This window comes from Roseateles sp. GW821-FHT09G09 (assembly GCF_059415965.1).
In genome coordinates this window covers 26,959-50,901 of record NZ_JBWKOG010000015.1, presented here as the reverse complement: position 1 = coordinate 50,901, position 23,943 = coordinate 26,959, and the positions used below count along the sequence as shown (strand labels likewise).

Here is a 23,943-nt window from a genome sequence, read left to right as displayed (position 1 = left end):
AGCGCCTACCCTGGGCTGGTCGGCCTGTGGCGGCCTGGGCGTACTTTGCTACATACAAGGGCGGGGGTGAGGGCCAGCGGCCGACGCAGTACGCCATTCAGCCCTTCAGGCGCGGTGTCGCATCGACACGCGCCTGCAATTCAGGGGGCAGCCCCTCGGTCATGTAGCTGAAGCGCGGCATCCAGTCGCGCCCCGCGGGCAGCACGAGTCTCATCGTCAACGCCAACGTCGCCGCGACCTGCTCAAGGGTGAGCTTCATCGCGATCATCCGTTCCGGATCGACACGTAGCACGATGGCCGACACCGGCGGTTCGACCGGCACGTCGAAGAGCCAAGTCTGCACGATGGCCGGGTTGACCGACACGGCCCGACGGAGCGCCTCGACCCGCGGCAGCGCGAGCTCGCAAGGTTGAACCCGCCCGTGCTCGATGGCATCTTGGGCCGCAGCCTGCCGACGATGAAGGCGACGCCAGGCGGCCTCGTCCGACGGCGCCGGCAACGCGGACAACTCGGGCGGCGTGGCCAAGTCGAACCCGACCAGCGCCTCATGCGCCATCGCCCAGCTCAAGCGCTCGCCAGGGCCTGCCCACGGCCCCTGGGCTTGGCAGAGCTCCGACCACACGCCGCCCAGCCATTGAGCGGCAGCGCTTTCTTCCCAAGCGGGCGGCCGCAGACCGATCGACTCTCCGACCACGCCGAGCGCCGCCATCCGTTGGCGGTGCGGCGGATGACTCCCTTGCGGCTGGCGGTGGCGCAGCGCTTCGGCGACTTCCTCCGGCGTCGGCGGACGTTCGACGAGTTCCTTGACCGGCTGATCGGCCCACTGCGTTGGCGGCTCGTCGCTCTCGCGCAGCGCCTCCAAGTCCAGCGAAGTGGGCGCATCGCTCTGGCGCATCACGGCAATCTCGATTAACAGCAGCGCACGTGCCAACGCATCCGGCGACGCCCACTGCGCCGCCAGCGCGTCGGCCTCGAACTCACAGCGCCGCGAATGAGCTTCCGAGGCACGACTGAACCACGGGAGGAAGAGCGCCGCGAAGTTCGCGCCGGCGCGATCCCACGGGCTGCTGTCGTCCTCGTCCTCGCGAACGCTTGCCGCCCAGGCGGTCCAGGCCGCCCGCGTGCGATAGAGCCAATGCCCGAGCCGCCCATGCCGGCGCGAGAAGTGCCCCAGTTCATGCGCGATCACGGCCTCCGCCGCGGCGGTGTCCAGCAGGCGCAGCAGCGGCAGGCCGAGGATCAGCACGCGCCGGGTCGGCCGCAACGAGACGCCCCGATGTTCTTCGAGCGCGCCCGCGTTGATGCTGTCGTCGATCGCGATCGCATGAAGGCGTGGAGCCCCGATGGCATCGGTCATCTCGTCGACGCGGTCGTAGAGCCGCGGCGCCTGCTCGCGGGTCAGGCGTTGCGGCGATCCGTGCCAGCTTGGCTGGGCCAGCCAGGCCATCAGCACGAAGCCCAGCACGCCCGCGCCCCAGAAGAGCCAGTTGTCGAACACCGCGGCCGGCGCCAAGGTCACCAGCGCCGCCGGCACCAGCAGCATCAGCTGGTGGAAGAACGAGGCCGCCAGCGCGGCCAGCGCCAGCCAGACCGGCGCGACGCCGGTCTCCGCACCTCGCGCCGCAGGCGTCGCTCCGTCGATGTCGCTCATGATCCTCCTCCCTCTGCGCCCGCGTCCTGCGTGGGACCGGGTCGAAGAAAAGGGCGCTCGTCGGCGCCCTCGATGTTCAGCAGCCGCGCGACTGCCGTACTGCCTCCGCCGCTGGCCCTCACCCCGGCCCTCTCCCGCAAGCGGGAGAGGGAGAAAGAAGGGCAGCGGCGGTGGTGAGGGTCTTCAACCCTGCGCGCGCTTGGCCAGGATCTCGAACGCGGGCAGGGTCTTGCCTTCCAGCACTTCGAGGAAGGCGCCGCCGCCGGTGGAGATGTAGCCCACCTGGTCTTCGATGCCGTATTTGGCGATCGCCGCGAGCGTGTCACCGCCGCCGGCGATGGAGAACGCGTCCGACGCCGCGATGGCGCGCGCGATGGTCTCGGTGCCGTGGGAGAAGGCGTCGAACTCGAACACGCCGACCGGACCGTTCCACACGATCGTGCCGGCCGCCTTGAGCTGCTTGGCCAGCAGGGCCGCCGTCTTCGGGCCGATGTCCAGGATCAGGTCGTCGTCGGCGACGTCGGTCGCGGCCTTGACCGTGGCCGTCGCGTCGGCGGCGAAGGTCTTGGCCGTCACCACGTCCACCGGGATCGGCACCGCGGCGCCGCGCGCCTTCATGGCTTCGATCACGGCCTTGGCTTCGCCGACCAGGTCGGGCTCGGCCAGCGACTTGCCGATCTTCAGGCCGGCCGCCAGCAGGAAGGTGTTGGCGATGCCGCCGCCAACGATCAGGCCGTCGACGTTGGCCGACAGTGACTTCAGGATGGTCAGCTTGGTCGACACCTTGGAGCCCGCCACGATCGCCACCAGCGGGCGCTTCGGATTGGCCAGGGCCTTGGTGATCGCGTCGATCTCGGCCGCCAGCAGCGGGCCGGCGCAGGCGATCTTCGCGAACTGCGCGATGCCATAGGTCGAGGCCTCCGCGCGGTGCGCGGTGCCGAAAGCGTCGTGCACGAAGATGTCGCACAGCGCGGCCATCTTCTTCGACAGCGCTTCGTCGTTCTTCTTCTCGCCCTTGTTGACGCGGCAGTTCTCGAGCAGCACGACCTGACCCGGCTTGACATCGACGCCGTCGACCCAGTTCGCCACCAGCGGCACCTCACGGCCGAGCAGCTCGCCCAGGCGCCTGGCGACGGGTGCCAGCGAGTCCTCGGGCTTGAACTCGCCCTCGGTCGGGCGGCCCAGGTGCGAGGTGACCATCACGGCGGCGCCCGCCTTCAGCGCCATCTCGATCGCGGGGATCGAGGCGCGGACGCGGGTGTCTTCGGTGATCTCGCCCGCATCGTTGAGCGGCACGTTCAGGTCGGCGCGGATGAAGACGCGCTGGTCGGCCACCTTGCCGGCGGCGATCAGATCGGCGAATCGCAAGACGTTCATGGGATGAGCTTCGAGTAGTTGGAAAGCAGTGCGCCGGAGGCTCGCGCGCATGGCGGAGACGCAGCATGCGAACGCCGGCAAATCGGGCCGCAGCTTAACAGCCGCGTGACGACGACCCTCGTCCGAGCGGGTGACGGAACGCCGCTGAAACCGGCGACCGCCGGCCGCGCGCGTGCGCTCACCGGCCGTTCGCGGGCGGGCTTACCAGCCCAGGACTATCCTCAACGTGAGCATCACCGCCGTGCCGCTGACGATGGTCCCGAGGATGCCGCGCTTCCAGAAGAAGTAGGCCGTGCCGACCGCGGTCGCATAGAGCCGCGCGTCCTTCCAGGTGTGGATCAGCTCGCCTTGCGTCATGACGATCTCCGGCACGATCACCGCCGCGAGCGCCGCCAGCGGCGCGTAACGCAGGCCGTCACGCACCCACTGCGGCAGCGGGATCTCGCGGTCCGGGATCATGAAGAAACTGCGCGTGACCATCGTGATCAGCGCCATGCCCAGGATGCCCAGCACCGCCTCCCACACGTTCATGCGGATCTCCCGTTGGAAGCGTTGGACGGGGCCGCCGGCGGCAGCCACTTCTCCATCAGCAAGCCGACGGCGACCGCCGCGGCGATCGCCACCAGGATGTTGAGCCGCAGCGGCAGCGCATACGCCGCCACCGCCGCGCAGCCGGCCACCACGGCGGAGACCCAGGTGTTGCGGTCTTTCAGCAGCGAGTAGCTCAGCCCCAGCAGCGCCAGCACGCCGGCGAAACCGAGGCCCCAGTTCGTCGGGATGCGGTCGGCGAGCAGGATGCCGGCGATGGCCGGGATCTGCCACGCGAACCAGTTGGTCGCCACGCCGCCCCAGAAGTAGGGGAGCTGGTGCTCCGGATCGGGTTTCAGGTCGGGGAAGCGCTTGAGGAAGGCGACGTAGTTGAGGTCGGCCGCGAAGTAGCCGATCAACAGCCGCTGCGCACGTGGCAGCGGCTCGAAGTACAGGCGCCATTGGGCGCTGAAGATGACGAAGCGCAGGTTGACGCAGAAGGCCGTGGCCCAGAGCACCCACAGCGGCGCGCCGCTGGCGAGCAAGGGCAGCGCGGCCAGCTGTGAGCTGCCCGCAAACACCGTCAGGCTCATCAGCAGCGACAGCCCGACGCCCAGGCCGCTCTTGACCATGGCCACGCCGGTCACCAGCCCCCACGCCGAGATGCCCAGCGTGATGCCGAGCATCTCCTTCGCGCCACGCTTGAATTCCGGGTGGCGCGCCAGCGCCGTGAGTCTTTCCGCCATGGGCGCGATTGTCGTCTGCGCGCTGCACGAACGAATCGCCCCTCGCCCGCTGTCGCGTCGAGGGGCGTCCACACAGCGCCCCCGGGGCGCCGCGTCAGGCCGTCACTTCAGCTTGCGCACCGACCCCGAGCCCGCGTTGGACAGGCTGATCTCCGGGCTGCCGACGTAACCGACGTCGCCCGAACCGGCGATGCGCACGTCCAGCTTGCGGGTCGGCGCCACGGTGACGTCGCCGCTGCCGGAGATGCTGACCTTGGCCTCGTCGACGACCAGCTCGCGGGTCTTGACGTCGCCGCTGCCGGCCACCGACACCGTCAGCGCATTGGCCTTGCCGTTGAACAGCATGTCGCCGCTGCCGGCGACGCGCAGCGTCACGTGGTCGGCCTCCAGGCCCTGCACGCGCAGGTCGCCGCTGCCGGCGATGCTGGCGTCCAGGTTGCCGGTCTTCATCGCCTCGACGCGGATGTCGCCCGAGCCCGAGATCGACAGCCCTCTCAATTGGCGCATATCCAGCGTGATGGTCGGTGTGCCGCGGGCGTTCAGGCTGAAACCGCGTTTGGGCGAGATCTCCAGCGTGCGGCCCTTGCTGCCGTCGATGACCTTCGTCTCGATGTAGGAGAAGAGGTTACGGTCGGTCTTGACCTCGACCTTGTCGGCCGACCCCTGGCGCACGAGGACCTTGAAGTCCCCCGACAGCGCGACCACGTCGAACGCGCCGACGTCGCGGGCGTCGGCGGCGACCTCGCCGTTGCCCTCGATGCGTTGCGAGCTGCCGAAGCTCAACGACCAGGCGTGCGCGGTGCCGACAGCCCCCACGGATGCCAGGCTCAACGCGGTGATGGCGAACAGACGGCGGGTGGCACGGAACGACGTTGTTGTGGTCATGAACGATCTCCTGATCTTTCGGATGATCGTATCTTCGTTGCGCCGCCGCTGCCCCGCGACCGGGCGACGACGAACTGCACCATCCACGGGATCAACTGCGCGGCTGACCGATGTTCCGGACGACCCGGCGCTACCGCGGGGCGCCGTGCCGCGCCCAGGCGGTCAGACGCGGCCGGGACCGCACCGAGGCTTCCGGCGGCCGGTCAGTGTCCGCCCTTGCCCTTGTCGGAGGATTTGTCCGCGGCCTTCTCGCCCACCTGCCCCTTGGCGGAGCGCGGCGATTCCTCCTCGTCGTCGGAGGCCGCGCCCGCAGGCCGGCTGGCCTGCGGATTCGCGACCTGCGGACGGGTTCCCTCGAGCTTGTTCTCGCGCATGTACTCGTCCATCTCCCGCCAGCCGTCGTAGACCGCGGCCTTCTGGGCCTTCGGGTTCAGGGCGTAGCAGTCCTCGATGGCGCGCAACGCGTTGCGGCAGGCGCCGCCGATGGCCTTGCCCTCGGCCTGCTTGGCCGCCGCGACCTTGGCGGGATCCTCGATGCCGAGCTGATCGCAGCCGGCCAGCAGCGCGGCGGCGCCGAGCAGCGCCGCCGAAACGGTCAGGGAACGGAAAGAGGCCTTCATGCTGTCCTTTTCGGCCGCCGGGGACAGGCGCTTGAACGAGGCGCACCGGCGGCATCGGGCCATTGTGCCGTCGACCCCGCCCAGCCCGATCCAATGAAAAACACCGCCAGGAGGCGGTGTTTCGTGGCGCCGGAGCCCCTCGGCGCGACCCCCTCGTCGCGCGGGGCGACGGGTCAGGGGGTGGGGGCGCTGGCCGTTCAGAGGGTGGTCAGCGGGCGCGGTTCAGCGGCGGGCCATCGCCATCAGGCGCTCGATGCGCTCCTCGGTCGACGGGTGGGTGCTGAACAGACCCCGGAGGCCGCCGGCCGACAGCGGGTTCATGATCATCATCTGCGCCGTTTCCGGATGACGCTCGGTGGTCTCCAGCGGGATGCCCTGGGCGTAGCGGTGGATCTTGTCCAGCGCCGTGGCCAGCGCCTGCGGATCGCCGGAGATCTCCGCGCCGCCGCGGTCGGCCTCGAACTCGCGCGCGCGGCTGATCGCCATCTGGATCAGCGAGGCCGCGATCGGCGCCAGGATGGCCACCAGCAGGCCGACGATCGGGTTGGCGGGACGGCCTTCGCTGTCGCGCGGGCTGAAGAACATCGCGAAGTTGGCCAGCATCGAGATCGCGCCGGCCATGGTCGCGCTGACGGTCGAGATCAGGATGTCGCGGTGCTTCACGTGGGCCAGCTCGTGCGCCATCACGCCGCGCAGCTCGCGCTCGGACAGCACACGCAGGATGCCGGTGGTCGCGGCGACGGCGGCGTGCTCCGGATTGCGGCCGGTGGCGAACGCGTTGGGCGCGTTCTCCTCGATCAGGTAGACCTTGGGCATCGGCAGCTGGGCGCGCCCGGCCAGTTCCTTGACCATGTTGTAGAACTGCGGCGCGCTGCGTTCGTCGACCTCCTGGGCGTTGTACATCTTCAGCACCAGCTTGTCGGAGAACCAGTAGCTGAAGAAATTCATGCCCACCGCGACGACCAGCGCGATCAGCATGCCCGTCTGGCCGCCCAGCAGGGAGCCGATCACCATGAACAGCGCGGTGATGGCGGCCATCAGGATGGCGGTCTTCATCAGGTTGAACATTGCAATCACTCCTCGAAAACAGCGGCCGCAGCCGCGAAGGGAAATCCACCCGGACGGTACACCGTCCTGATGTCCCAAGTGACGGCGGGGCGGGCAGGTTCAAGCCGGCCCCGGGCCGGTTTCACCAACGATTCAGTCAGGGTTAAGCGAACCGGGCGCCGGCCTGGAGCGGCCTGGCCTGCAGGAAGGCCGCCGCCGGCAGGCGCTTGCCGCCGGCGCGCTGGAGTTCGGTCAGCCGGACGCTGCCGGCGCCGCACGCGACGATCGGCCCCTCCGGCGAAACCGCCAGCACCTGCCCCGGTTCGCCGAGCAGGCCTGCGGCCTCGACCACCTCGGCGCGCCAGACCTTCACCGACTCGCCGTCGAGCTGCGCGACGCCGCCCGGGAACGGGTCGAAGGCGCGAAGCCGGCGCGTGATCTGCGCGGCGTCGTCGGTCCAGCGGATCTGGCTTTCGGCCTTCTCGATCTTGTGGGCGTAGGTGACCCCCGCCTCGGGCTGCTTCACCGGATGGAAGCCGCCGCAGGCGGCGAGCTCCAGGGCCTCGACGATCAGCCGGCCGCCGAGCGCCGCCAGCTTGTCGTGCAGCGTCGCGGTCGTGTCCGCCGCGGCGATCGGCAGACGCTCGAGCAGCAGCATGTCGCCGGTGTCCAGGCCCTCGTCCATCTGCATGATGGTGATGCCGGTCTCGGCGTCGCCGGCCTCGATGGCGCGATGGATCGGCGCGGCGCCGCGCCAGCGCGGCAGGATCGAGCCGTGGATGTTCAGGCAGCCCAGCCGCGGCAGGTCCAGCACCCACTTCGGCAGGATCAGCCCGTAGGCGGCGACGATGAGCACGTCCGGGCGCGCGTCGAGCAGGGCCTGCCGGCCCGCCTGCGCTTCCTCGGGGAACTTGCCGTCGAGCCGCAGGCTGCGCGGCTGGGCCACGGCGATGCCACGCGCCACCGCCAGCTGCTTCACCGGCGAGGCCTGCAGCTTCATGCCGCGTCCGGCCGGACGATCGGGCTGGCTCAGCACCAGCGGGACCTCGAACCCGGCAGCGAGCAGTGCCTGCAGCGCCACGGCCGCGAATTCCGGCGTGCCGGCGAAGGCGACGCGCAATGGCGCGGCCATCAGGACTTCGCGTCCTCGCGGGCCTTCTTCACCAGCTTGGTCTTGATGCGCTCGCGCTTGAGCGGGCTCAGGTATTCGACGAACACCTTGCCCGCGAGGTGGTCCATCTCATGCTGGACGCAGACGGCCAGCAGGCCTTCGGCGTCGAACTGGAAGGTGTGGCCGTCGCGGTCCAGCGCCTGCACGGTGACCTTCCTGTGGCGCATGACCTTGTCGTAGATCGTCGGCACGGAGAGGCAGCCCTCCTCGCCCTCGATCATCTCCTCGCTGCGGGCGACGAGCTCCGGATTGATCAGCACCAGTGGCTGGTTGCGCTCCTCGGAGACGTCCATGACCAGCAGGCGCTCGTGCACGTCCACCTGCGTGGCGGCCAGGCCCACGCCGTCGGCGTCGTACATCGTCTCCAGCATGTCGTCGGCCAGCGCGCGCAGGCGGTCGTCGACCGTGGCGATGGGCTTGGCCACGGTGTGCAGGCGCGGATCGGGGTATCGAAGAATGGAAAGTTTCGCCATGGTGAGGACGCGGGGCGCGGTGCGCGGCTGTGGACAGCACACAACGCCGGTTTGTAAGGGCTTGCAAGGGAGGGCGGGCCGGTTCATTGCCGGGCCCCCTGAACCGGGGCAGAATCGCCGCCAGCGAGACGGTTGATTTTCGCCGATTTGGCGGTCAGTCTGGCCCTCGTCACAAAAGCGCCACTGGCCACGAGGGGCCTTCGATCTCGGCGCGCGGAGAACAAGTAATGACGCAAAGGCGGCCGCTGGGCTTGACGATGATTTCTGCAGCCCTGCTGGCGGGCACCTTTGCCGCCGCACCGTCGTTTGCGGCGGGGGACTTCCCCATCACCCAGGGACAGCGCCAGACGGCGCAACAGGTCGCGCAGGCCGGCGTCCCGCTGTCCGAGCTGGCGCCCAACGCGCCCGACACCTACACGGTCAAGGCGGGCGACACGCTCTGGGCCATCTCGGGCATCTTCCTCAAGAGCCCGTGGCGCTGGCCCGAGCTCTGGGGCATGAACAACGACCAGATCCGCAATCCCCACCTGATCTATCCCGGCCAGGTGCTGATGCTGATCAAGGCCGACGGCCGCGCCCGCCTCCAGCTGGGCCGGGACGTGGGCACCGGCGCCCCGGGCAGCACGGTGAAGCTCTCGCCGCGCGTGCGCTCCGAATCGCTGTACGACGGCTCCATCGCCGCCATCCCCCAGCACCTGATCGAGCCCTTCCTCAACGAGGCGGTGGTGCTCAACGACAACGAGCTGGCGACCGCGCCCCGGATCGTGTCGGCGCAGGAGAACCGCGTCTGGATGAGCAAGGGCGACCTGGCCTACGCCCGCGGCAACCTGGCCGCCGATGCACACAGCTTCCGCATCTTCCGCGAGCCGCGCCCGCTGCGCGACCCGATGACCAAGGAAGTGCTCGGCTACGAAGCGGTCTATGTCGGCACTGCCGATCTGACCCGCGCCGGCAGCGGCGCCGGCACGAAGGATGAAGTCCCGTCCACGCTGACGCTGACGCTGAACCGCATCGAGGCGCAGCCGGGCGACCGCCTGGCGCCGGTGCCGGAACGCGGCTACACGAACTATGTGCCCCACGCGCCGCAGGGCGCCATCGACGGCTCCATCATCTCGGTCTACGGCGATGCGATCACCGCCGGGCAGAACCAGATCGTGGCGCTGAACAAGGGCAAGCGCGACGGCCTGGAGCGCGGCCACGTGCTGGCGCTGTGGCACATGGGCCGCGTCGTGCGCGATCCCACGACCGCGCGCCGCGAAGAGATCAAGCTGCCTGACGAGCGTCACGGCCAGCTGTTCGTCTTCCAGGTGTTCGACCGCGTGTCGTATGCGCTGATCCTGACGGTCCAGGAACCGGTCGTCGCCGGCGACCGCTTCACTCAGCCGTAAGCGCGGCGGCTCTCCGGACCGGGTCGCCTTCAGGACCGCACGGATGAGCCCCGACGAACTGCGCGACTGGCTGCATCTGCTGTCCTGCGTCTCACGCGGCGCGGCGCGGCGGCTGCTCGCTCGCCACGGCGCTCCCGGCACCGCCCTCCGGGCGGGGCGCGCCGGATGGGGCGCCGCCGTGACGGCCGAAGAAGCCGCCCTGCTGACCCAAGGCCCGGACCAGCTCGACCGGCTGGTCCGCCGCACCGAAGACTGGCTGGCTGGCGGTGAACGCCGCTCGATCCTGCTCCTCGGCGCTCCCGACTATCCGCTGCCGCTGTTGCACACGGCGGATCCTCCGCTGATGCTCTACCTCGAGGGTCGGCGCGAGCTGCTCGGCCAGCGCTGCGTGGCGGTCGTCGGCAGTCGACGTCCGAGCCCGCAAGGCGATGAGAACGCACGGTACTTCGCCGCCGGCCTGGGAGAAGCAGGGTTCTGCGTTGTCTCGGGGCTGGCGCAGGGCATCGACGGCGCCGCGCACGAGGCCGCACTGAACACGCCGGGCGGCACGATCGCGGTCCTCGGCACCGGGCCGGACAAGGTGTACCCGTTGGAACACGCGGACCTGTCCCGCCACGTCGCGCGCCGCGGGCTGCTGGTCAGCGAGTACTTTGTCGGCACGCCCCCGATGGCGCCGAATTTTCCGCAACGCAACCGCATCATCGCGGGGCTGGCGGAGGGTTGCCTGGTGGTCGAGGCGGCCATGAAATCCGGATCGCTGATCACTGCCCGCCAGGCGTCCGAAGCGGGGCGGGAGGTCTTCGCCGTGCCGGGCCCCATCCATGCGCCGCAATCCAAGGGTTGCCATCATCTGCTCAAGCAGGGGGCCTGCCTAGTCCAGGAACTGGACGACCTGCTCAACGAGTTGCCCGTCGGCGGCCTGCCCCGCACGGCACCGCTGGACCTGGACGCCGATGAGCCGGCGCCCGTCCCGGTGGAGGTCGACGAGGACCACCCCCTGCTCCGTGCGATCGGCCGGGACACGGTGTCACTCGAACAGCTCGCCCAGCGCAGCGGCTGGGCCCAGGACGAACTCAACGCGACGCTGCTGGATCTGGAGTTGGAAGGCCGCGTGGCCCGCTTGCCGGGCGCCCTGTTTCAACGCCGCCGCGCCACGTGAACAGCGGTGCCGCCAACGCAGCATCCGGGGGGTCCGGAGGGGGAAATTCCAGGCGCCGGACCGTTCATTTCGGCCGGAAGGGCTTTCGGAGCGTCGGTTATAGTCCCCGCCATGTTTGACGTCCTCGTCTACCTGTACGAAACCTATTGGCGCCCCGACGCCTGCCCGGATCACGCGCAACTGACCCGGAAATTGTCGGCGGTCGGGTTCGAGGACGACGAGATCCGTGACGCCCTGTCGTGGCTGGACGGTCTGGCCGGCGCGGCCGAGTCCCACCACGGCGAGCCCGGCGAACGCAGCATGCGCGTCTACACGCGCGAGGAACAGGATCACCTGGGCGAGAGCTCGATCGGCTTCATCAGTTTCCTGGCCTCGGCCGGCGTGCTGCCGACTGCCATGCGCGAGATGGTGATCGATCGCGCGATGGCCATCCCCGGCGGTCCGCTGGATCTGGAAGACCTGAAGATCATCGTGTTGATGGTGTTCTGGAGCCTGGGCGAGGAGCCGGATGCGCTCATCCTCGACGAGCTCTTCGTCGCCCCGGAAGAGCGCCTCATCCATTGATCCACTGAGCCCTCCGCCGCCCGCGGAACAGAGATCGAACAACAGAGATCGAGCCGCAGAACCGGCCCCGCATCGCGGCGCCGGTTTTTTCATGGGCGGACGGCGGCGCCTGACCCGCGTCAGGCCAGCAGGCGGCTGGGATCGACCTCGAGCTTGGCGAGCGCATTGCGCGTCGCCTTCACGGTCAGCGATTCGTCCTGCGCCGGCAGCATCAGTCCCGCCTGCAGGAAGGCGGCCAGCCGGCTCACCTGGAACAGCACGCCCCGCCCTTGAGGCGAAACGAACAGGATGAGGTGGTGCCGCAGCCCGCGCCAGACCAGCTGGACCGGCTCGACCCGGCCGCGGTAGTCGAGCATGTACCAGCTGCCGACCTGCAGCTCGCGCGCCCAGGCCAGCATCGCCGTCGACGGCGCGGCGCCGCCCTCGGCGACCACCTCCAAGCCCTCGCACTCGTGGCTGGAGAGGTCTCGCACCAGCGTCTCGTTGATCTCGCCGGCTTCTGGCGAGGGCAGCATCGCTTCCAGGGTCTCGAGCTGGCTCATCAAGTCGTCCAGCCGCTCGCGCGGGATCGCGGCGGTCTTGGCCGTGAACGCGGCCGCCAGGGCATTGTTCAGCGAACGGATGTGCTCGTCCTGGCGCTCATGCGTCAGGCCCGCGTGGCCCATGCCGTCGCGCAGCGTCTTCAGCAGCGGCGGCAGGCGCCGGATGACCTCGGCCCGGTCCTCGCGCGAGACCTTCGCGCTGGCCGACCAGATCAGGTCGGCGGCCGCGCGCTTCATCGCCTTCGTCTGCTCGGCCTGGGGCCCGGAGCGCACGCCCGTCACGGCCAGCACATCCGCCCAGACCTGGAACAGGAAGTCGCGCACGCCGTCCTGCACCGGCACCTCGGACAGCATCTTGCGCAGCTCGATCGTGTACTGGATCGCCAGCGTCTCGCGCTGCTCGACCTGCTGCGCGAGCGACACGCCCTTCTTCGAGACCTCGTTCTCCTGCTCGAAGTAGTGATCGAGGAACTTCTCGAACTCGGTCAGCACCGTCTGGAAGACCCGTCGGCCGGTGTCCGGATAGGCCTCGACGACCTGCACGACGCGCTTGATCTCGCGCTCGAGGGCGTCGCCGATCTCGGCGGTCGAGGTACTGAAGCCCATCACGCAGGAGCCCATCCGGTCGATGAGGCGGCGCGCGGGGTGGTCGTCCGTGGCGAAGAAATCAGGCTCGCTGACCGCCACCCGCAGCACCGGCATCTGCAGCCGCGCGAACCAGACGCGGATCGCCGGCGGGATGCGTTCCTCCTGCAGGATGGCCTGGAACAGCAGCGCGACCAGCTCGATCGTGGCGCGCTCGGCCGGCGTGTCGGCGGCGTTCTTCAGGACCTGCTTGAGGGCCTGGTTGCGGTGGCGGATCTCGTCGAGCGCCTGCGGCGCCGTCAGTTGCTGATCGACGGTCACCACCTTGTCCGCGCGCCGCTGCACGGCTTCCTGCGCATGATTGATCGCGGCGCTCAGCCGCGGCGAGCCGGCGCGTGTCGGCGGACCACCCGGGTGGCCGGCCATCGTGCCCGGACCGGCCGGCGCGGCGGGCAGCCCGCTGCGCGTCGCCGGTCCCGGGGCCGGCATGCCGGAACGCGTCGGCGCCGGTGCCTGCGCCAGTTCGGGCACATGCCGCGCGAGCACGCGCTGCAATTGCGCCATCACCTGCTGGGCCGACTGGCTGGCGGGCGTGCCCGCCGGACCGGCCGCCTGGGCGCCGGCCTGTCCCGACTGCCCAAGCTGTCCGGCCTGCGGCGCGATGCCGCCATGCGCCTGGCCCGGGCCCTGCGCGGGACCCAGCGGCGCGGCCTGCGTCATGCCCCCCGCCGGCGCGTTGCGACGGATGAAGGGCCGCAGGTCCACCTCGGGCATCACGCCCTGCTGGATCAACCAGTGGTTGGCCTCGTGATAGGCCTCGTTGAGCAATTGGGAGCACTCATGGTGCAGCCAGCGCTGCAGCATCTGCCAGACCGAGCTGCTCAGCCCCGCCTCGAACCAGGCGTCGAGCACCAGCCGCGCCAGCACCTGCGCACGCAGCAGGTCCTGCTGCGGAAGATCCTCGATGCGCTCGAGCGATTGCATCCGGTTGCGCAGGTCGCTGAATTCCCAGCTGGCCTTGTCCATCATCGCCAGCGCCAGGCGCGAGGCGATGATCTCCCGCTCGATCGTGTCGTCGCTGACGAGGGTCAGGTTCTGCGGGCGCGACGACAGCGAGGCGGACCGCGAGTCGCCCGCGCCATGGTGGTACGCGTGGCGCAGCGACTTGCCCAGCCGCGCATGCCAGGGGGTCGAGGCGCGTTGCCACGCCTCGAAGGCGTCGCGGCGGGCCATCTGCAGCGCGTGCTCGGCCGGCTGCGAGAGCTGGTCCTGCACCGCCGTGGTCAGGACCGCCACCATGGCGGGCAGTCCTCGCAGCAGCACCTCCGTGTGGACGCGCCGCGCTTGCGAAGCCAGGGCCTGGGATCTTGCGTCGGCGGCGGTCATCGAGCGTGAGTTTGAGGAGTGCGGATGACTCTACTACACCACCGCGCCGGCGTTGGGGTCGTCCGGGTCGCCTTGCTTGGCGGGACCCGCCTTGACCAGGTCCTCGCGCTTGACGCCCAGCCACATCGCGATCGCCGCGGCCACGAAGACCGACGAATAGATGCCGAACAGGATGCCGATCGTCAACGCCACCGCGAAGTAGTGCAGCGTCGGGCCGCCGAACAGCAGCATCGACAGCACCATCATCTGCGTCGAGCCGTGCGTGATGATGGTGCGGCTGATCGTGGACGTGATCGCGTGGTCGATGATCTCGTGGGTGTTGAGCTTGCGGTATTTCCGGAACGCCTCGCGGATCCGGTCGAAGATGACCACCGACTCGTTCACCGAATAGCCCAGCACCGCGAGGATCGCCGCCAGCACCGCCAGCGAGAACTCCCACTGGAAGTAGGCGAAGAAGCCCAGGATGATCACCACGTCGTGCAGGTTGGCGATGATGCCGGCCACGGCGAACTTCCACTCGAAGCGGAAGGCCAGGTACAGCATGATGCCGATGACGGTGAAGCCCAGCGCCATCGCGGCGTCGTGCGCCAGCTCGGCGCCGACCGACGGGCCGACCACCTCGCTGCGGGTGAGCTTCAGCGGCTCGGCGGTCCCGACCGCGCAGGCCTGTCTCGTCACGGCCTCGCCCTGCGGCGTGATCTCCTGGTGCTCGACGACGCTGCCGTTCTCCGACTTGCACAGCTCGGCGAACACGCGGCTCACCAGCACGTCCTGCTTGACGTCGGGCTTGACCGGCAGCCGGATCATGACGTCGCGCGAGGTGCCGAAGTTGGTCACCTGGATCTCGCCGAAGCCCATCTGCTCGACGGTGTGACGCGTCTTGTTGATGTCGGCGGCCTGCGCATACTGGACCTCGACCACCGTGCCGCCGGTGAACTCGATCGAGAAGTGCAGGCCCTTCGTGACCAGGAAGAACACCGCGGCGACGAAGGTGAGGAAGGACACGGCGTTGAGGATCAACGCGTGTTTCATGAACGGGATGTCCCGTTTGATTCGGAAGAATTCCATGGCGGGTTGCGCTCGCTTCAGGGGCCGCAGCCGTTGTTACTTGGCCTCGACGGCCTCGGCCGCCGATTCGGTCGGGAGCGCGGTCGTGCCGGGCTTCCAGACGGTGCCGATGGAGACGGACTTCAGACGCTTGCGGCCGCCGTACCAGAGGTTGACCAGCGCGCGCGAGAACATCACCGACGAGATCATCGAGGTGATGATGCCCAGGCAGTGCACCACGGCGAAGCCCTTGATCGGACCCGAGCCGAAGGCCAGCAGCGCCAGGCCCGCGATCAGCGTCGTCACGTTGGAGTCCAGGATGGTCGCCCAGGCGCGTTCGTAGCCGGCGTGGATCGCCTGCTGCGGTGCGAGCCCGGCGCGCAGTTCCTCGCGCACCCGCTCGTTGATCAGCACGTTGGCGTCGATGGCCATGCCCAGGACCAGCGCGATCGCCGCGATGCCCGGCAGGCTCAGCGTGGCCTGCAGCATCGACAGCACCGCCAGCAGCAGCAGCAGGTTGAAGCCCAGCGCCACCGCGGAGAACACGCCGAACATCATGTAGTACAGGCACATGAAGATCGCCACCGCGACGAAGCCCCAGGTCACCGACGCGATGCCCTTGTCGATGTTGTCCTTGCCCAGCGACGGGCCGATGGTGCGTTCCTCGATGATCTCCATCGGGGCGGCCAGCGAGCCGGCGCGCAGCAGCAGCGCGGTGTCGCTGGCTTCCTGCGTGGACATGGCGCCGCCGGTGATCGAGAAGCTGTTGCCCAGCTCGCCGCGGATCACGGGTGCGGTCACGACTTGGCCCTTGCCCTTCTCGAACAGCAGGATCGCCAGGCGCTTGCCGATGTTCTCGCGCGAGACGTCCTTGACGATGCGGGCGCCCTTGGCGTCCATCTTCAGCGTCACGGAGGGCTGGTGGTTCTCGTCGAAGCTCGGCTGCGCGTCGTTCAGGTTGTCGCCGGTGACGACCACCTGGCGCTTGACGATGATCGGCGTGACGCCGTCCTTCTCGGTGAAGCGCTCGGTGCCGAACGGCACCGGCCCCGTGCCCGCCAGCGCGGCCGTGGCCTCGGCGCTGTCGTCCACCATGCGCATTTCCAGCGTCGCGGTGCGGCCGATGATGTCCTTGGCCTTGGCCGTGTCCTGCACGCCCGGCAACTGGACGACGACGCGGTCGCGGCCCTGCTGCAGGATCACCGGCTCGGCGACGCCCAGCTCGTTGACCCGGTTGTGCAGCGTCGTGATGTTCTGCTTGATCGCGGCGTCCTGGACGGCGACCACCGCCTTGGGCGTCAGCGAACCGGTCAGGCGCAACTCGGTGCCGGCGCCGGACGGCGTCCAGGCGAAATCGGGCACCTGGTCGCGCAGCAGGTTCTGCGCCTGCGTGCGGACGGCCTCGTCGCGGAAGTTGATGACGACGTCGTTGCCCTCGCGGGTGACGCCGGCATGGCGGATGGTCTTGTCGCGCAGCATCGTGCGGACGTCGGAGGCCATCGACTCGGCCTTCTTCGTCAGCGCCGACTTCATGTCGACCTGCATCAGGAAGTGCACGCCGCCGCGCAGGTCCAGGCCCAGGTACATCGGGAAGGCGTGCAGCGCGGTCAGCCAGGCCGGCGAGCGCGACACGAGGTTCAGCGCGACGATGTAGGTCGGGTCGTTCGTCTCGTTGCCGTTCAGGGCCTTCGAGATCGCGTCCTTGGCCTTGATCTGGGCGTCGGTGTCATGGAAGCGGGCGCGGATCGAGCCGCCTTCCAGGTGGACGAAGTCCGGCGTGACGCCGACCTGCGTGATCGCCTGCTCGACACGCTGGCGGACCGCGTCGTCGATCTTGACGACGACCTTGGCGCTGGACACCTGCACCGCCGGCGCTTCGCCGAACAGGTTGGGCAGCGTGTAGATCAGGCCCACCAGCAACGCCACGACGAGCAGCGCGTACTTCCACAGCGGATAACGGTTCATGAGGACATCCTCTGCAAACCAGGCGCCGTGTCCGCCGATGCGGGGCATCGGGCCGTCGGGCGCCTCTGAAAACCGACCCGGCGCGTGCGGGGCACGGGCCGGGTCGTCAGGGAGCGGTCACGCGGATCGCGGCCGCCCCGGGTCGGGGTTTCGAATTATTTCGAGACGGTGCCCTTGGGCAGGACCTGCACGACGGACGTGCGCTGGACCTGGATCTCGACGCCCGAAGCGATCTCGACGGTCAGGTACTGCTCGCCGATCTTGACGACCTTGCCGAGCATGCCGCCGCCGGTGATGACCTCGTCGCCCTTGGCCAGGGCCTCGACCATCGTCTTGTGCTCCTTCTGGCGCTTCATCTGGGGACGGATCATCACGAAGTACATGACGACGAAAACGGCCACCAGGGGCAGCATCTGCAGGAAGCCGCCCGTGGGGTCGGACGAGGCAGCAGGTGCGGCCTGGGCGAAAGCGTTGGAGATAAACACGTCGATATCCTCAGGAATTGCGTTGGCGTCGGCCCGCGGGCCGGAGCGCCGCCGGACACGAGGTCCTGGCGTACGGAAGAACCGGTGATTGTATGCGGCCCGTCCGGCCGGCCCGGCGCCTGCCGGACGCGGATTTAACTGGGGTTGACCTGTGCAAACTCAATCCGATACTGCCCCGGAGTTACCCGCACGCGGGACCTGCGATGATGCGCGCCCATGACTTCAGACACCCTTGAGCTGCAGGACATCGACAAGCGTCGCCAGGCGGACCAGGCCTACGACGCGATCGAGACGCTGATCGCGACCTTGCAATTGCGCCCGGGCGCGCCGGTGGTGGAGTCGGAACTGATCGCGCGGATCGGACTGGGGCGCACGCCGACGCGCGAGGCGCTGATGCGGCTGGTCGCCAGCGGGCTGATCGCGCAGCAGCCGCGGCGCGGCCTGCTGGTCAGCGACATGCCGCTGGCGGAACACCTGGACCTGCTGGAAGCGCGCCGGCCGCTGGAGCGGCTGATCGCCTGCTGCTCCGCCCGCCGGGCGTCGCCGGAACAGCGCTCGGCGCTGCTGGCCTGCGCGGCCCTCATGGCCGAGGCCGCCGAGCGGCACGACCTCGAGGCCTACATGCGGGTGGACCAGGCGCTGGACCGGGTCAACCACACCGCATGCCGCAACCGGTACGCGGTGGCGGCGGTGCTGCCGATGATCATCCAGTGCCGACGTTTCTGGTACGCCTACCGGCACCTGGGCGACGTCGCCGCGGGCGCACGCGCGCATCAACGGCTGGCGGAGGCGATCGCGGGTGGGGACGGAGAGGCCGCCGCGGCCGCCTCGGACGTCCTGATGGATCACCTGCGCGCGTTCACGCAGCAGGTGATCGTCTGAACCTGCCGTCAGGACCCCGCCGGGGACCGCTCAGCGGAAGCGCACGCGGGCGACGCTGATCTGCGTCGTGCCGTCCGGCAGAGGCTTCACCGAGACGACGCGGAAATTCTTCGGCAGCCCGACCTTGTAGAGCTGTCCGCCCGCATCGGGCTTGTCGTCGTCGCAGGTCAGCGGCCCGCCGTCCTTCGGCTTGCCGCGCGGCGCGTCGGCGGCGCCGCAATCCAGCGGCGTGCCGTAGCGCGACAGCGCACGGCGATAGAACTTCGCGACGCGGTCGACGTCGTCCTTGCTCTGGTATTTCCCGGCCGCCAGCTGCATGCCGAACAGCCCGCCCCACAAGCTCATCTGCACGCTCGATTTGTCCTCGTCGCGGTCCTTGTAGGGCACGGCGCCGGGATAGAGCGGCGTGTCGAGGTCGACCCCGTCGGCTCTGGCGTCCACGCTGATGCCGGCGCTGAACCCCTCCGAGGTGGGCGGCGGCGGCGCGGGTTGGGCACAGGCACCGAGGGTCAGGGTGATGGCGCCGATCAGCAGCGTCGCGCGGGCCGTCCGCGCGGAGGGCCGGGAGGCGGGGGATGGGTTCGGCGGCGAAGACAGCGAAGACAGCGAGGACGGCGAAGAGATCGACGGCTGGATCACGGGACGCTCCCTGGTTCGTGGTGTGCGACGCACTGTACGAACCGGCGGGACCGCTGGCGCTGACGCGGCGACCAACTGCATCCCCGGACGGACAGGCCGCAGGGAGGGAGGCGCGGTGCGTCCGTCAGGCGCGACGCCTGAGGGTCCACAGCGCGGCGGCGATCAGGCCGACACCGACCATCTGCGCGGGACTGAGCGCCCGGCCATAGACCGCCCAATCGACCAGCACGGCGGTGCCGGGATAGACGAACTGCAGCACCGCGATGCGTCCGGTGACCAGCCGCGCCATGCCGGCGTACAGGACGACATAGGCCAGCCCGGTATGCAGGATGCCGAGCCCCGCCAGCCAACCCCAGGCGGCGCCGACCGTCGGCAGCCCGTGCATCAGCGGCCACGGCAGCAGCACGACGGCGCCCACGACGCACTGTCCCGCCGACAGGGCGAATGAGCCGGCGCGTTCGGCCTCGCGCTTGGCGATGAAGCTCGCCGCCGCGTAGGTCAACGAGCCCAGCAGGCACATGCCCACCCCGAGCGCATAACCGGGCCGCTGCAGGGCGCCGCCCTCGACACCGGCGGATGCGAACACCTCATCCGCGATACCGGTGGCCAGGACCAGACCGCCCAAGGCGATGGCCGCGGCCGCCCACTGCGCGCGCGACACGCGTTCACGCAGCCAGAACGCTCCCATCGCCATCAACCAGAAAGGCTGCACATGGAAGACGACGGTCGACACCGCGATGGAGCAACGCGGGATCGCCGCGAAGAACAGTCCCCAGTTCAGGACGGTGAGCACGCCCACCGCGAGCACGGCGCCCAATGTGCGCCCCCGCAACCGGACGAGCTCGCCGAGCTGACCGCGCGCGGCTCCCCACGCGAGCAACGCCGCGAGCCCGAACACGCAGCGGAACCACACCGTGGTGGCGGGATCCTGCGCCGCCTCTTCGACGAACACGCCGATCGTGCCGAGCAGCAGGCCGCCGCCGACCATGAGAGCCTGTCCTTCGCGCTGGCGTCGATCCTCCGATCCGGAAACGGGCGCGGCAGCGTCGGAAGAAGAAGCGAGTGAAGAGGACATGCGCCGAGTCTGAGCCGACGCTGCGATTCAGCAAAACGAATCCTCGTCACGCTTAGCATCGGGGAATCGAATGGATGCCCCGGCGGGGCGGAGGACCTGATGCCCTCGACCGATCTTCAACTGGATTGGCTCCGCGCCTTCGTGGCGGCGGTGGATGCGGGTTCGCTGACGGCCGCCGGCGTGTTGGTGCACCGCTCCCAGTCGGCGCTGAGCATGCAGATCGCCAAGCTGGAGCAGGCGGTGGGCCAGCCGGTGCTGGTGCGCACGCCACGCCGGCTGGACCTGACGCCGGCGGGACGCGAACTGCTCGGCCATGCGCGCCGCCTGATCGCCCACCATGACGAGGCGGTGCAGGCACTCCAGCGCGAGACGCTGCACGGCCGGCTCACGATCGGCGTGCCGGAAGACTACGCCCTGCCCTACCTCACGCCGGTGCTGCGCGACTTCGCCGGTCGCCACACGTCCGTGGAACTGACCCTGGTCTGCCAGCAGTCGACGGTGCTCATCCCCCGGGTGGCCCGCGGCGAAGTCGACGTGGCCGTCGTGACGCGCGATCGCGCCGGGCGCGGGCAACCGCTGTTCGACGAGCCGCTGGCCTGGTTCGGGGCGCCGCGCTTCGAAGCTTGGCGGCAGACGCCCTTGCCCGTCGCGGTCTATGAATCGGGCAGCCTGGCGCGCAAGGCGGCGCTGTCCGCGCTGGCGGCCCTGAAGCGGCCGCACCGCATCGTCTGCGACAGCGCCAGTCCGGCCGGCATGCTGGCCGCCGTGGAAAGCGGCCTGGCGATCGCGCTGTTCACGCGCTGCAGCGTGCCCGAGGGCATGGAACTGCTCGACGAACGGCACGGCATGCCGCCGGCGACCTCGCTGCCGGCGATGTCGGTGGTGCTGATGCGCAGCAAGGCCTCGACCGGCTCGGCGGCGGCCGACGCGTTCGCGGGCCAGGTCTTGCGCACGCTGGCGCGCAACCGGACGGGCTCGACTATGCTGCGCCGATGACGCTGATCCGACGGCTGCGGCCGCTGCTTCTCCTGATGGTCTGCGCGGCGCTCGCGGGCGCGTCGGGCGCCTGGGCCGGCGAGCCGCTGCGTATCGGCTCGAAGCGGTTCACGGAGAGCTACATCCTCGCCGAGGTGCTCGCGCAGACGGTGCGCGCCGACGATCCGACCGCCGAGGTCGAGATCCGACAGGGCCTGGGCAACACCGCCATCGTCCACGCGGCGCTGAAGGCGGGCAGCATCGACGTCTATCCCGAATACCTCGGCACGATCGAGCGCGAGATCCTCGGCCATGCGTCCACCGGCGCGCCGCTCGACCAGCTGCAGGCGGAGCTCCGGCCGCTGGGCTTGGCGATCGGCGTGCCGCTCGGCTTCAACAATGGCTACGCGTTGGCGATGCGATCGGCCCAGGCGCGCGAACTCGGGCTCACCACGCTGTCGCAGTTGAAAGCACAGGCCACGCTGAAGCTCGGCCTCAGCAACGAATTCCTGGGGCGCGCCGACGGCTGGCCGGGTCTGTCGAAGCGCTACGCGCTGCCGCAGACGCCGGCGGGACTCGACCACGGACTGGCCTACCGGGCGCTCGCCGACGCGCAGATCGATGTCACCGACGTCTACACGACCGACGCGCAGATCGCCGCGCTCGACCTCACCGTGCTGGCCGACGACGGACACTTCTTCCCGCGTTACGACGCGGTGCTGCTGTATCGCCTCGATCTGCCGCAGCGTCATCCGCGTGCCTGGGCGGCGCTGCAGACCCTGCGAGGACGCATCGACGAGACCGCGATGATCGCGATGAACGCGCAGGCCGAAGTCGAGCGACAGCCGTTCGATGCGATAGCGCGCGGGTTCCTGGCGGCTCACGGCCAGACCGCCGCGGCCTCCGGCTCGACCGCATCCGCATCCGCATCCGCGTCCGGATCCGCATCGGGCACCGCCTCGTCCTCGACGAGCACTGAGACAGCGAAGTCCGGCCTGTGGTCGAGACTCACCGGACCCGATCTCGGACGCCTCACCTTGCAGCATCTGGCGCTGGTCCTGGGCGCCGTCGCGCTGGCCGCGCTGGTCGGCGTGCCGCTGGCGGTCGCGCTGCACCCGTGGCCGCGCTGGCGCGAGGCGCTGCTGGCCGTCTGCGCGCTGCTGCAGACGGTGCCTTCGCTGGCCATGCTGGCGCTGCTGATCTGGGCGATGAACCGCATCGGGCCGGTGCCGGCGCTGGTCGCGCTCACGCTCTATGCCCTGCTGCCCGTGCTGCGCAATTGCACGGTCGGCCTCAGCGAGGTGCCGGAGGGCCTGACCACCGCCGCACGCGCGCTCGGGCTCACGCGGGGTCAGGTGCTGCGCTCGGTGCAACTGCCGTTGGCCCTGCCGGTCATGCTCGCGGGCTTGCGCACGGCCACGAGCCTGTCCGTCGGGACGGCGACGATGGCGGCGTTCATCGGCGCCGGGGGCTACGGGGAGCGCATCGTCACCGGTCTGGCGTTGAACGACCAGACCCTGCTGCTCGCGGGCGCGCTGCCGGCCGCGGCGCTGGCCCTGCTCTTCGAAAGTGCGTTTGGCCTGATGGCCTGGAGACTGGCGAGAAGCCGCGGCGCCTGAAGGCGCCCGGCACCCGAGGACTCAGGCCTCGCCGGCGGCGAACTCGCGCTCGAGGTCCGCGTAGCAGCGCTGCTGCGCGGCCGACCAGTCGCCCAGTTGCGCGGACTGCAGTCCCGGCTGCATCAGCTGACGCAAGGCGACCGCCTGCGCCTGGCGCACCAGGTGGGCGAGGACGGCGGACTCGGCGCCCCGGCCCGGTCTCGGCGCCAGCGCCTCGGCGACCTGGGCCGGGAATCCCCAATGCTCGACGATCTGCGCCGACCAGGTGGCCGTCAAGGGCAGCAGTTGGCGATGCAGGCCTTCGCGATCCAGCGGCGGCACCGACGGCGCGGACATCCCGTCCAGCGCGCGCAGCAACGCCATCAGCCCGAGTTGCGAACTGAGCCCGGCGAGGTAGGCGGCGAATTCGTCATCGCCTGCATTGGCCAGGCGCGCCGTCGCGAAGGCGGTGCGCTCGCTGAGGTCCCAGAGCAGCGTGCCGGAGCGGCTGCCGTAGCGCCCCTTGCCTTGATGGAAGAGCGGCCGCATCGCGACGCTCATCACCAACTGGTCCAGGCCCTGCTGGCCGAGCACCATCACCGCGCCAGCGAGATCCGTGATCTCGCGCTCGGTGCGGTAGCGCGGCGAGTTGGCGAGCCGCATCAGCTCGCCGACCAGGCTGGGATCGCGCGACATCAGCTGCACCAACTCCGCCGAGGACACGTTGCCGCGTCGCACCAGGCGCATCAGCTGCGGCAGCACGGCGGGCAGCCGGGGCAGCAGATCGGCCCACTGCGAGCCGCGCTGGGCCTGCAGGCGTTGCATCAGGCCCTGCTCGCCGGAGGAAGGCGGCACGTCCTTCAGACGCGACAGTCCGAACAGCCGGGTGCTGAAGTGCAGCCATTCCGGCGAGGCATCGAGGCTGGGGAAGACGATCTCACCGCCGCTGTACACCGCCGTCTGGGTCGACACCATGCTGGGGCCTTGCGAATGCGAGGACACCGGCGAGAGCGCGGGCGGGAGGGGGGCTCCGACCGGTTTGGCCGGCGGAGGCGGGGTCGGTGCGCCCCTGGCTGCGCCGCCCGTGGCAGAGGCTCCGCCAGTCGACTTGGGGTCGGCGGAACCGGTGAACAGTTTGCGGAGGGAGGACAGCAG

22 protein-coding genes are annotated in these 23,943 nt (G+C 69.8%); 6 read left to right on the top strand and 16 right to left on the bottom strand.

Features of this window, described 5'->3' with window-relative positions:
- Positions 1-97: 97 nt before the first annotated feature.
- From AC07O8_RS26835 to def, 9 genes are all read right to left on the bottom strand, one after another.
- Positions 98-1,651 (bottom strand): M48 family metallopeptidase, encoded by a 1,554-nt coding sequence (locus AC07O8_RS26835; RefSeq protein ID WP_495050953.1) that lies wholly within the window; start codon positions 1,649-1,651, stop codon positions 98-100.
- 183 nt (positions 1,652-1,834) lie between these two features.
- Positions 1,835-3,028: a phosphoglycerate kinase gene (locus tag AC07O8_RS26830; protein WP_495050952.1), complete on the bottom strand. Its 1,194-nt coding sequence runs from the start codon at positions 3,026-3,028 to the stop codon at positions 1,835-1,837.
- Between the two features lie 201 nt (positions 3,029-3,229).
- A complete protein-coding gene (locus tag AC07O8_RS26825) occupies positions 3,230-3,559 on the bottom strand; it encodes an AzlD domain-containing protein (RefSeq protein WP_495050951.1) in 330 nt (109 codons plus the stop codon).
- Entirely contained in the window at positions 3,556-4,302 is a 747-nt protein-coding gene (locus tag AC07O8_RS26820) for an AzlC family ABC transporter permease (RefSeq protein ID WP_495050950.1), read from the bottom strand. The genes AC07O8_RS26825 and AC07O8_RS26820 overlap by 4 nt, the downstream gene beginning before the upstream one ends.
- Before the next feature lie 102 nt (positions 4,303-4,404).
- Positions 4,405-5,187 (bottom strand): head GIN domain-containing protein, encoded by a 783-nt coding sequence (locus tag AC07O8_RS26815; RefSeq protein ID WP_495050949.1) that lies wholly within the window; start codon positions 5,185-5,187, stop codon positions 4,405-4,407.
- A gap of 203 nt (positions 5,188-5,390) precedes the next feature.
- Positions 5,391-5,807 (bottom strand): hypothetical protein, encoded by a 417-nt coding sequence (locus tag AC07O8_RS26810; RefSeq protein ID WP_495050948.1) that lies wholly within the window; start codon positions 5,805-5,807, stop codon positions 5,391-5,393.
- A gap of 222 nt (positions 5,808-6,029) precedes the next feature.
- The gene (htpX, locus tag AC07O8_RS26805; protein ID WP_495050947.1) at positions 6,030-6,875 is read right to left on the bottom strand and encodes a zinc metalloprotease HtpX; all 846 of its coding nucleotides are present in this window, start codon (positions 6,873-6,875) and stop codon (positions 6,030-6,032) included.
- Positions 6,876-7,017: 142 nt separating this feature from the next.
- On the bottom strand, positions 7,018-7,974 hold the full coding sequence (gene fmt, locus AC07O8_RS26800; protein ID WP_495050956.1) for a methionyl-tRNA formyltransferase: 957 nt from the start codon (positions 7,972-7,974) through the stop codon (positions 7,018-7,020).
- A gap of 11 nt (positions 7,975-7,985) precedes the next feature.
- A complete protein-coding gene (gene def, locus AC07O8_RS26795; protein WP_495050946.1) occupies positions 7,986-8,498 on the bottom strand; it encodes a peptide deformylase in 513 nt (170 codons plus the stop codon).
- A gap of 227 nt (positions 8,499-8,725) precedes the next feature.
- Between def and AC07O8_RS26790 the strand changes: the two genes are divergently transcribed.
- The 3 genes from AC07O8_RS26790 (at position 8,726) to AC07O8_RS26780 (ending at position 11,609) form a co-directional block, all read left to right on the top strand.
- Positions 8,726-9,886, top strand: coding sequence for a LysM peptidoglycan-binding domain-containing protein (locus tag AC07O8_RS26790; RefSeq protein WP_495050945.1), 1,161 nt, complete (start codon positions 8,726-8,728; stop codon positions 9,884-9,886).
- A 43-nt stretch (positions 9,887-9,929) separates the two neighbouring features.
- On the top strand, positions 9,930-11,045 hold the full coding sequence (dprA, locus tag AC07O8_RS26785; protein WP_495050944.1) for a DNA-processing protein DprA: 1,116 nt from the start codon (positions 9,930-9,932) through the stop codon (positions 11,043-11,045).
- Between the two features lie 111 nt (positions 11,046-11,156).
- Positions 11,157-11,609, top strand: coding sequence for a Smg family protein (locus AC07O8_RS26780; RefSeq protein WP_297529036.1), 453 nt, complete (start codon positions 11,157-11,159; stop codon positions 11,607-11,609).
- A 119-nt stretch (positions 11,610-11,728) separates the two neighbouring features.
- Here AC07O8_RS26780 and AC07O8_RS26775 read toward each other — a convergent pair whose 3' ends face one another.
- The 4 genes from AC07O8_RS26775 to yajC all read right to left on the bottom strand — a co-directional run bounded on the left by AC07O8_RS26775 (position 11,729) and on the right by yajC (position 17,619).
- Positions 11,729-14,122 (bottom strand): DUF1631 family protein, encoded by a 2,394-nt coding sequence (locus AC07O8_RS26775; RefSeq protein ID WP_495050943.1) that lies wholly within the window; start codon positions 14,120-14,122, stop codon positions 11,729-11,731.
- Positions 14,123-14,155: 33 nt separating this feature from the next.
- On the bottom strand, positions 14,156-15,190 hold the full coding sequence (gene secF / locus AC07O8_RS26770) for a protein translocase subunit SecF (protein WP_495050942.1): 1,035 nt from the start codon (positions 15,188-15,190) through the stop codon (positions 14,156-14,158).
- Positions 15,191-15,226: 36 nt separating this feature from the next.
- Entirely contained in the window at positions 15,227-17,134 is a 1,908-nt protein-coding gene (gene secD / locus AC07O8_RS26765) for a protein translocase subunit SecD (protein WP_495050941.1), read from the bottom strand.
- A gap of 155 nt (positions 17,135-17,289) precedes the next feature.
- Positions 17,290-17,619 carry a preprotein translocase subunit YajC gene (yajC, locus tag AC07O8_RS26760; RefSeq protein WP_067278751.1) on the bottom strand — a complete coding sequence of 110 codons (330 nt, stop codon included), beginning with the start codon at positions 17,617-17,619 and terminating at the stop codon, positions 17,290-17,292.
- Positions 17,620-17,835: 216 nt separating this feature from the next.
- Between yajC and AC07O8_RS26755 the strand changes: the two genes are divergently transcribed.
- A complete protein-coding gene (locus AC07O8_RS26755) occupies positions 17,836-18,501 on the top strand; it encodes a GntR family transcriptional regulator (RefSeq protein ID WP_495050940.1) in 666 nt (221 codons plus the stop codon).
- Positions 18,502-18,531: 30 nt separating this feature from the next.
- Here AC07O8_RS26755 and AC07O8_RS26750 read toward each other — a convergent pair whose 3' ends face one another.
- Positions 18,532-19,140, bottom strand: coding sequence for a hypothetical protein (locus AC07O8_RS26750; protein ID WP_495050939.1), 609 nt, complete (start codon positions 19,138-19,140; stop codon positions 18,532-18,534).
- A gap of 124 nt (positions 19,141-19,264) precedes the next feature.
- The gene (locus AC07O8_RS26745) at positions 19,265-20,215 is read right to left on the bottom strand and encodes a DMT family transporter (protein ID WP_495050938.1); all 951 of its coding nucleotides are present in this window, start codon (positions 20,213-20,215) and stop codon (positions 19,265-19,267) included.
- A gap of 99 nt (positions 20,216-20,314) precedes the next feature.
- On the opposite strand from AC07O8_RS26745, the gene AC07O8_RS26740 reads away from it, so the two are divergent.
- Both AC07O8_RS26740 and AC07O8_RS26735 read left to right on the top strand, forming a co-directional pair.
- Complete coding sequence (locus AC07O8_RS26740; protein ID WP_495050937.1) at positions 20,315-21,211, top strand: LysR family transcriptional regulator; 897 nt, start codon at positions 20,315-20,317, stop codon at positions 21,209-21,211.
- Positions 21,208-22,809 carry a glycine betaine ABC transporter substrate-binding protein gene (locus AC07O8_RS26735; protein WP_495050936.1) on the top strand — a complete coding sequence of 534 codons (1,602 nt, stop codon included), beginning with the start codon at positions 21,208-21,210 and terminating at the stop codon, positions 22,807-22,809. Before AC07O8_RS26740 ends, AC07O8_RS26735 begins: the two co-directional genes overlap by 4 nt.
- A 21-nt stretch (positions 22,810-22,830) precedes the next feature.
- On the opposite strand, the gene AC07O8_RS26730 is transcribed toward AC07O8_RS26735, so the two are convergent.
- The gene (locus AC07O8_RS26730; RefSeq protein ID WP_495050935.1) at positions 22,831-23,763 is read right to left on the bottom strand and encodes an HDOD domain-containing protein; all 933 of its coding nucleotides are present in this window, start codon (positions 23,761-23,763) and stop codon (positions 22,831-22,833) included.
- Positions 23,764-23,943 lie beyond the last annotated feature (180 nt).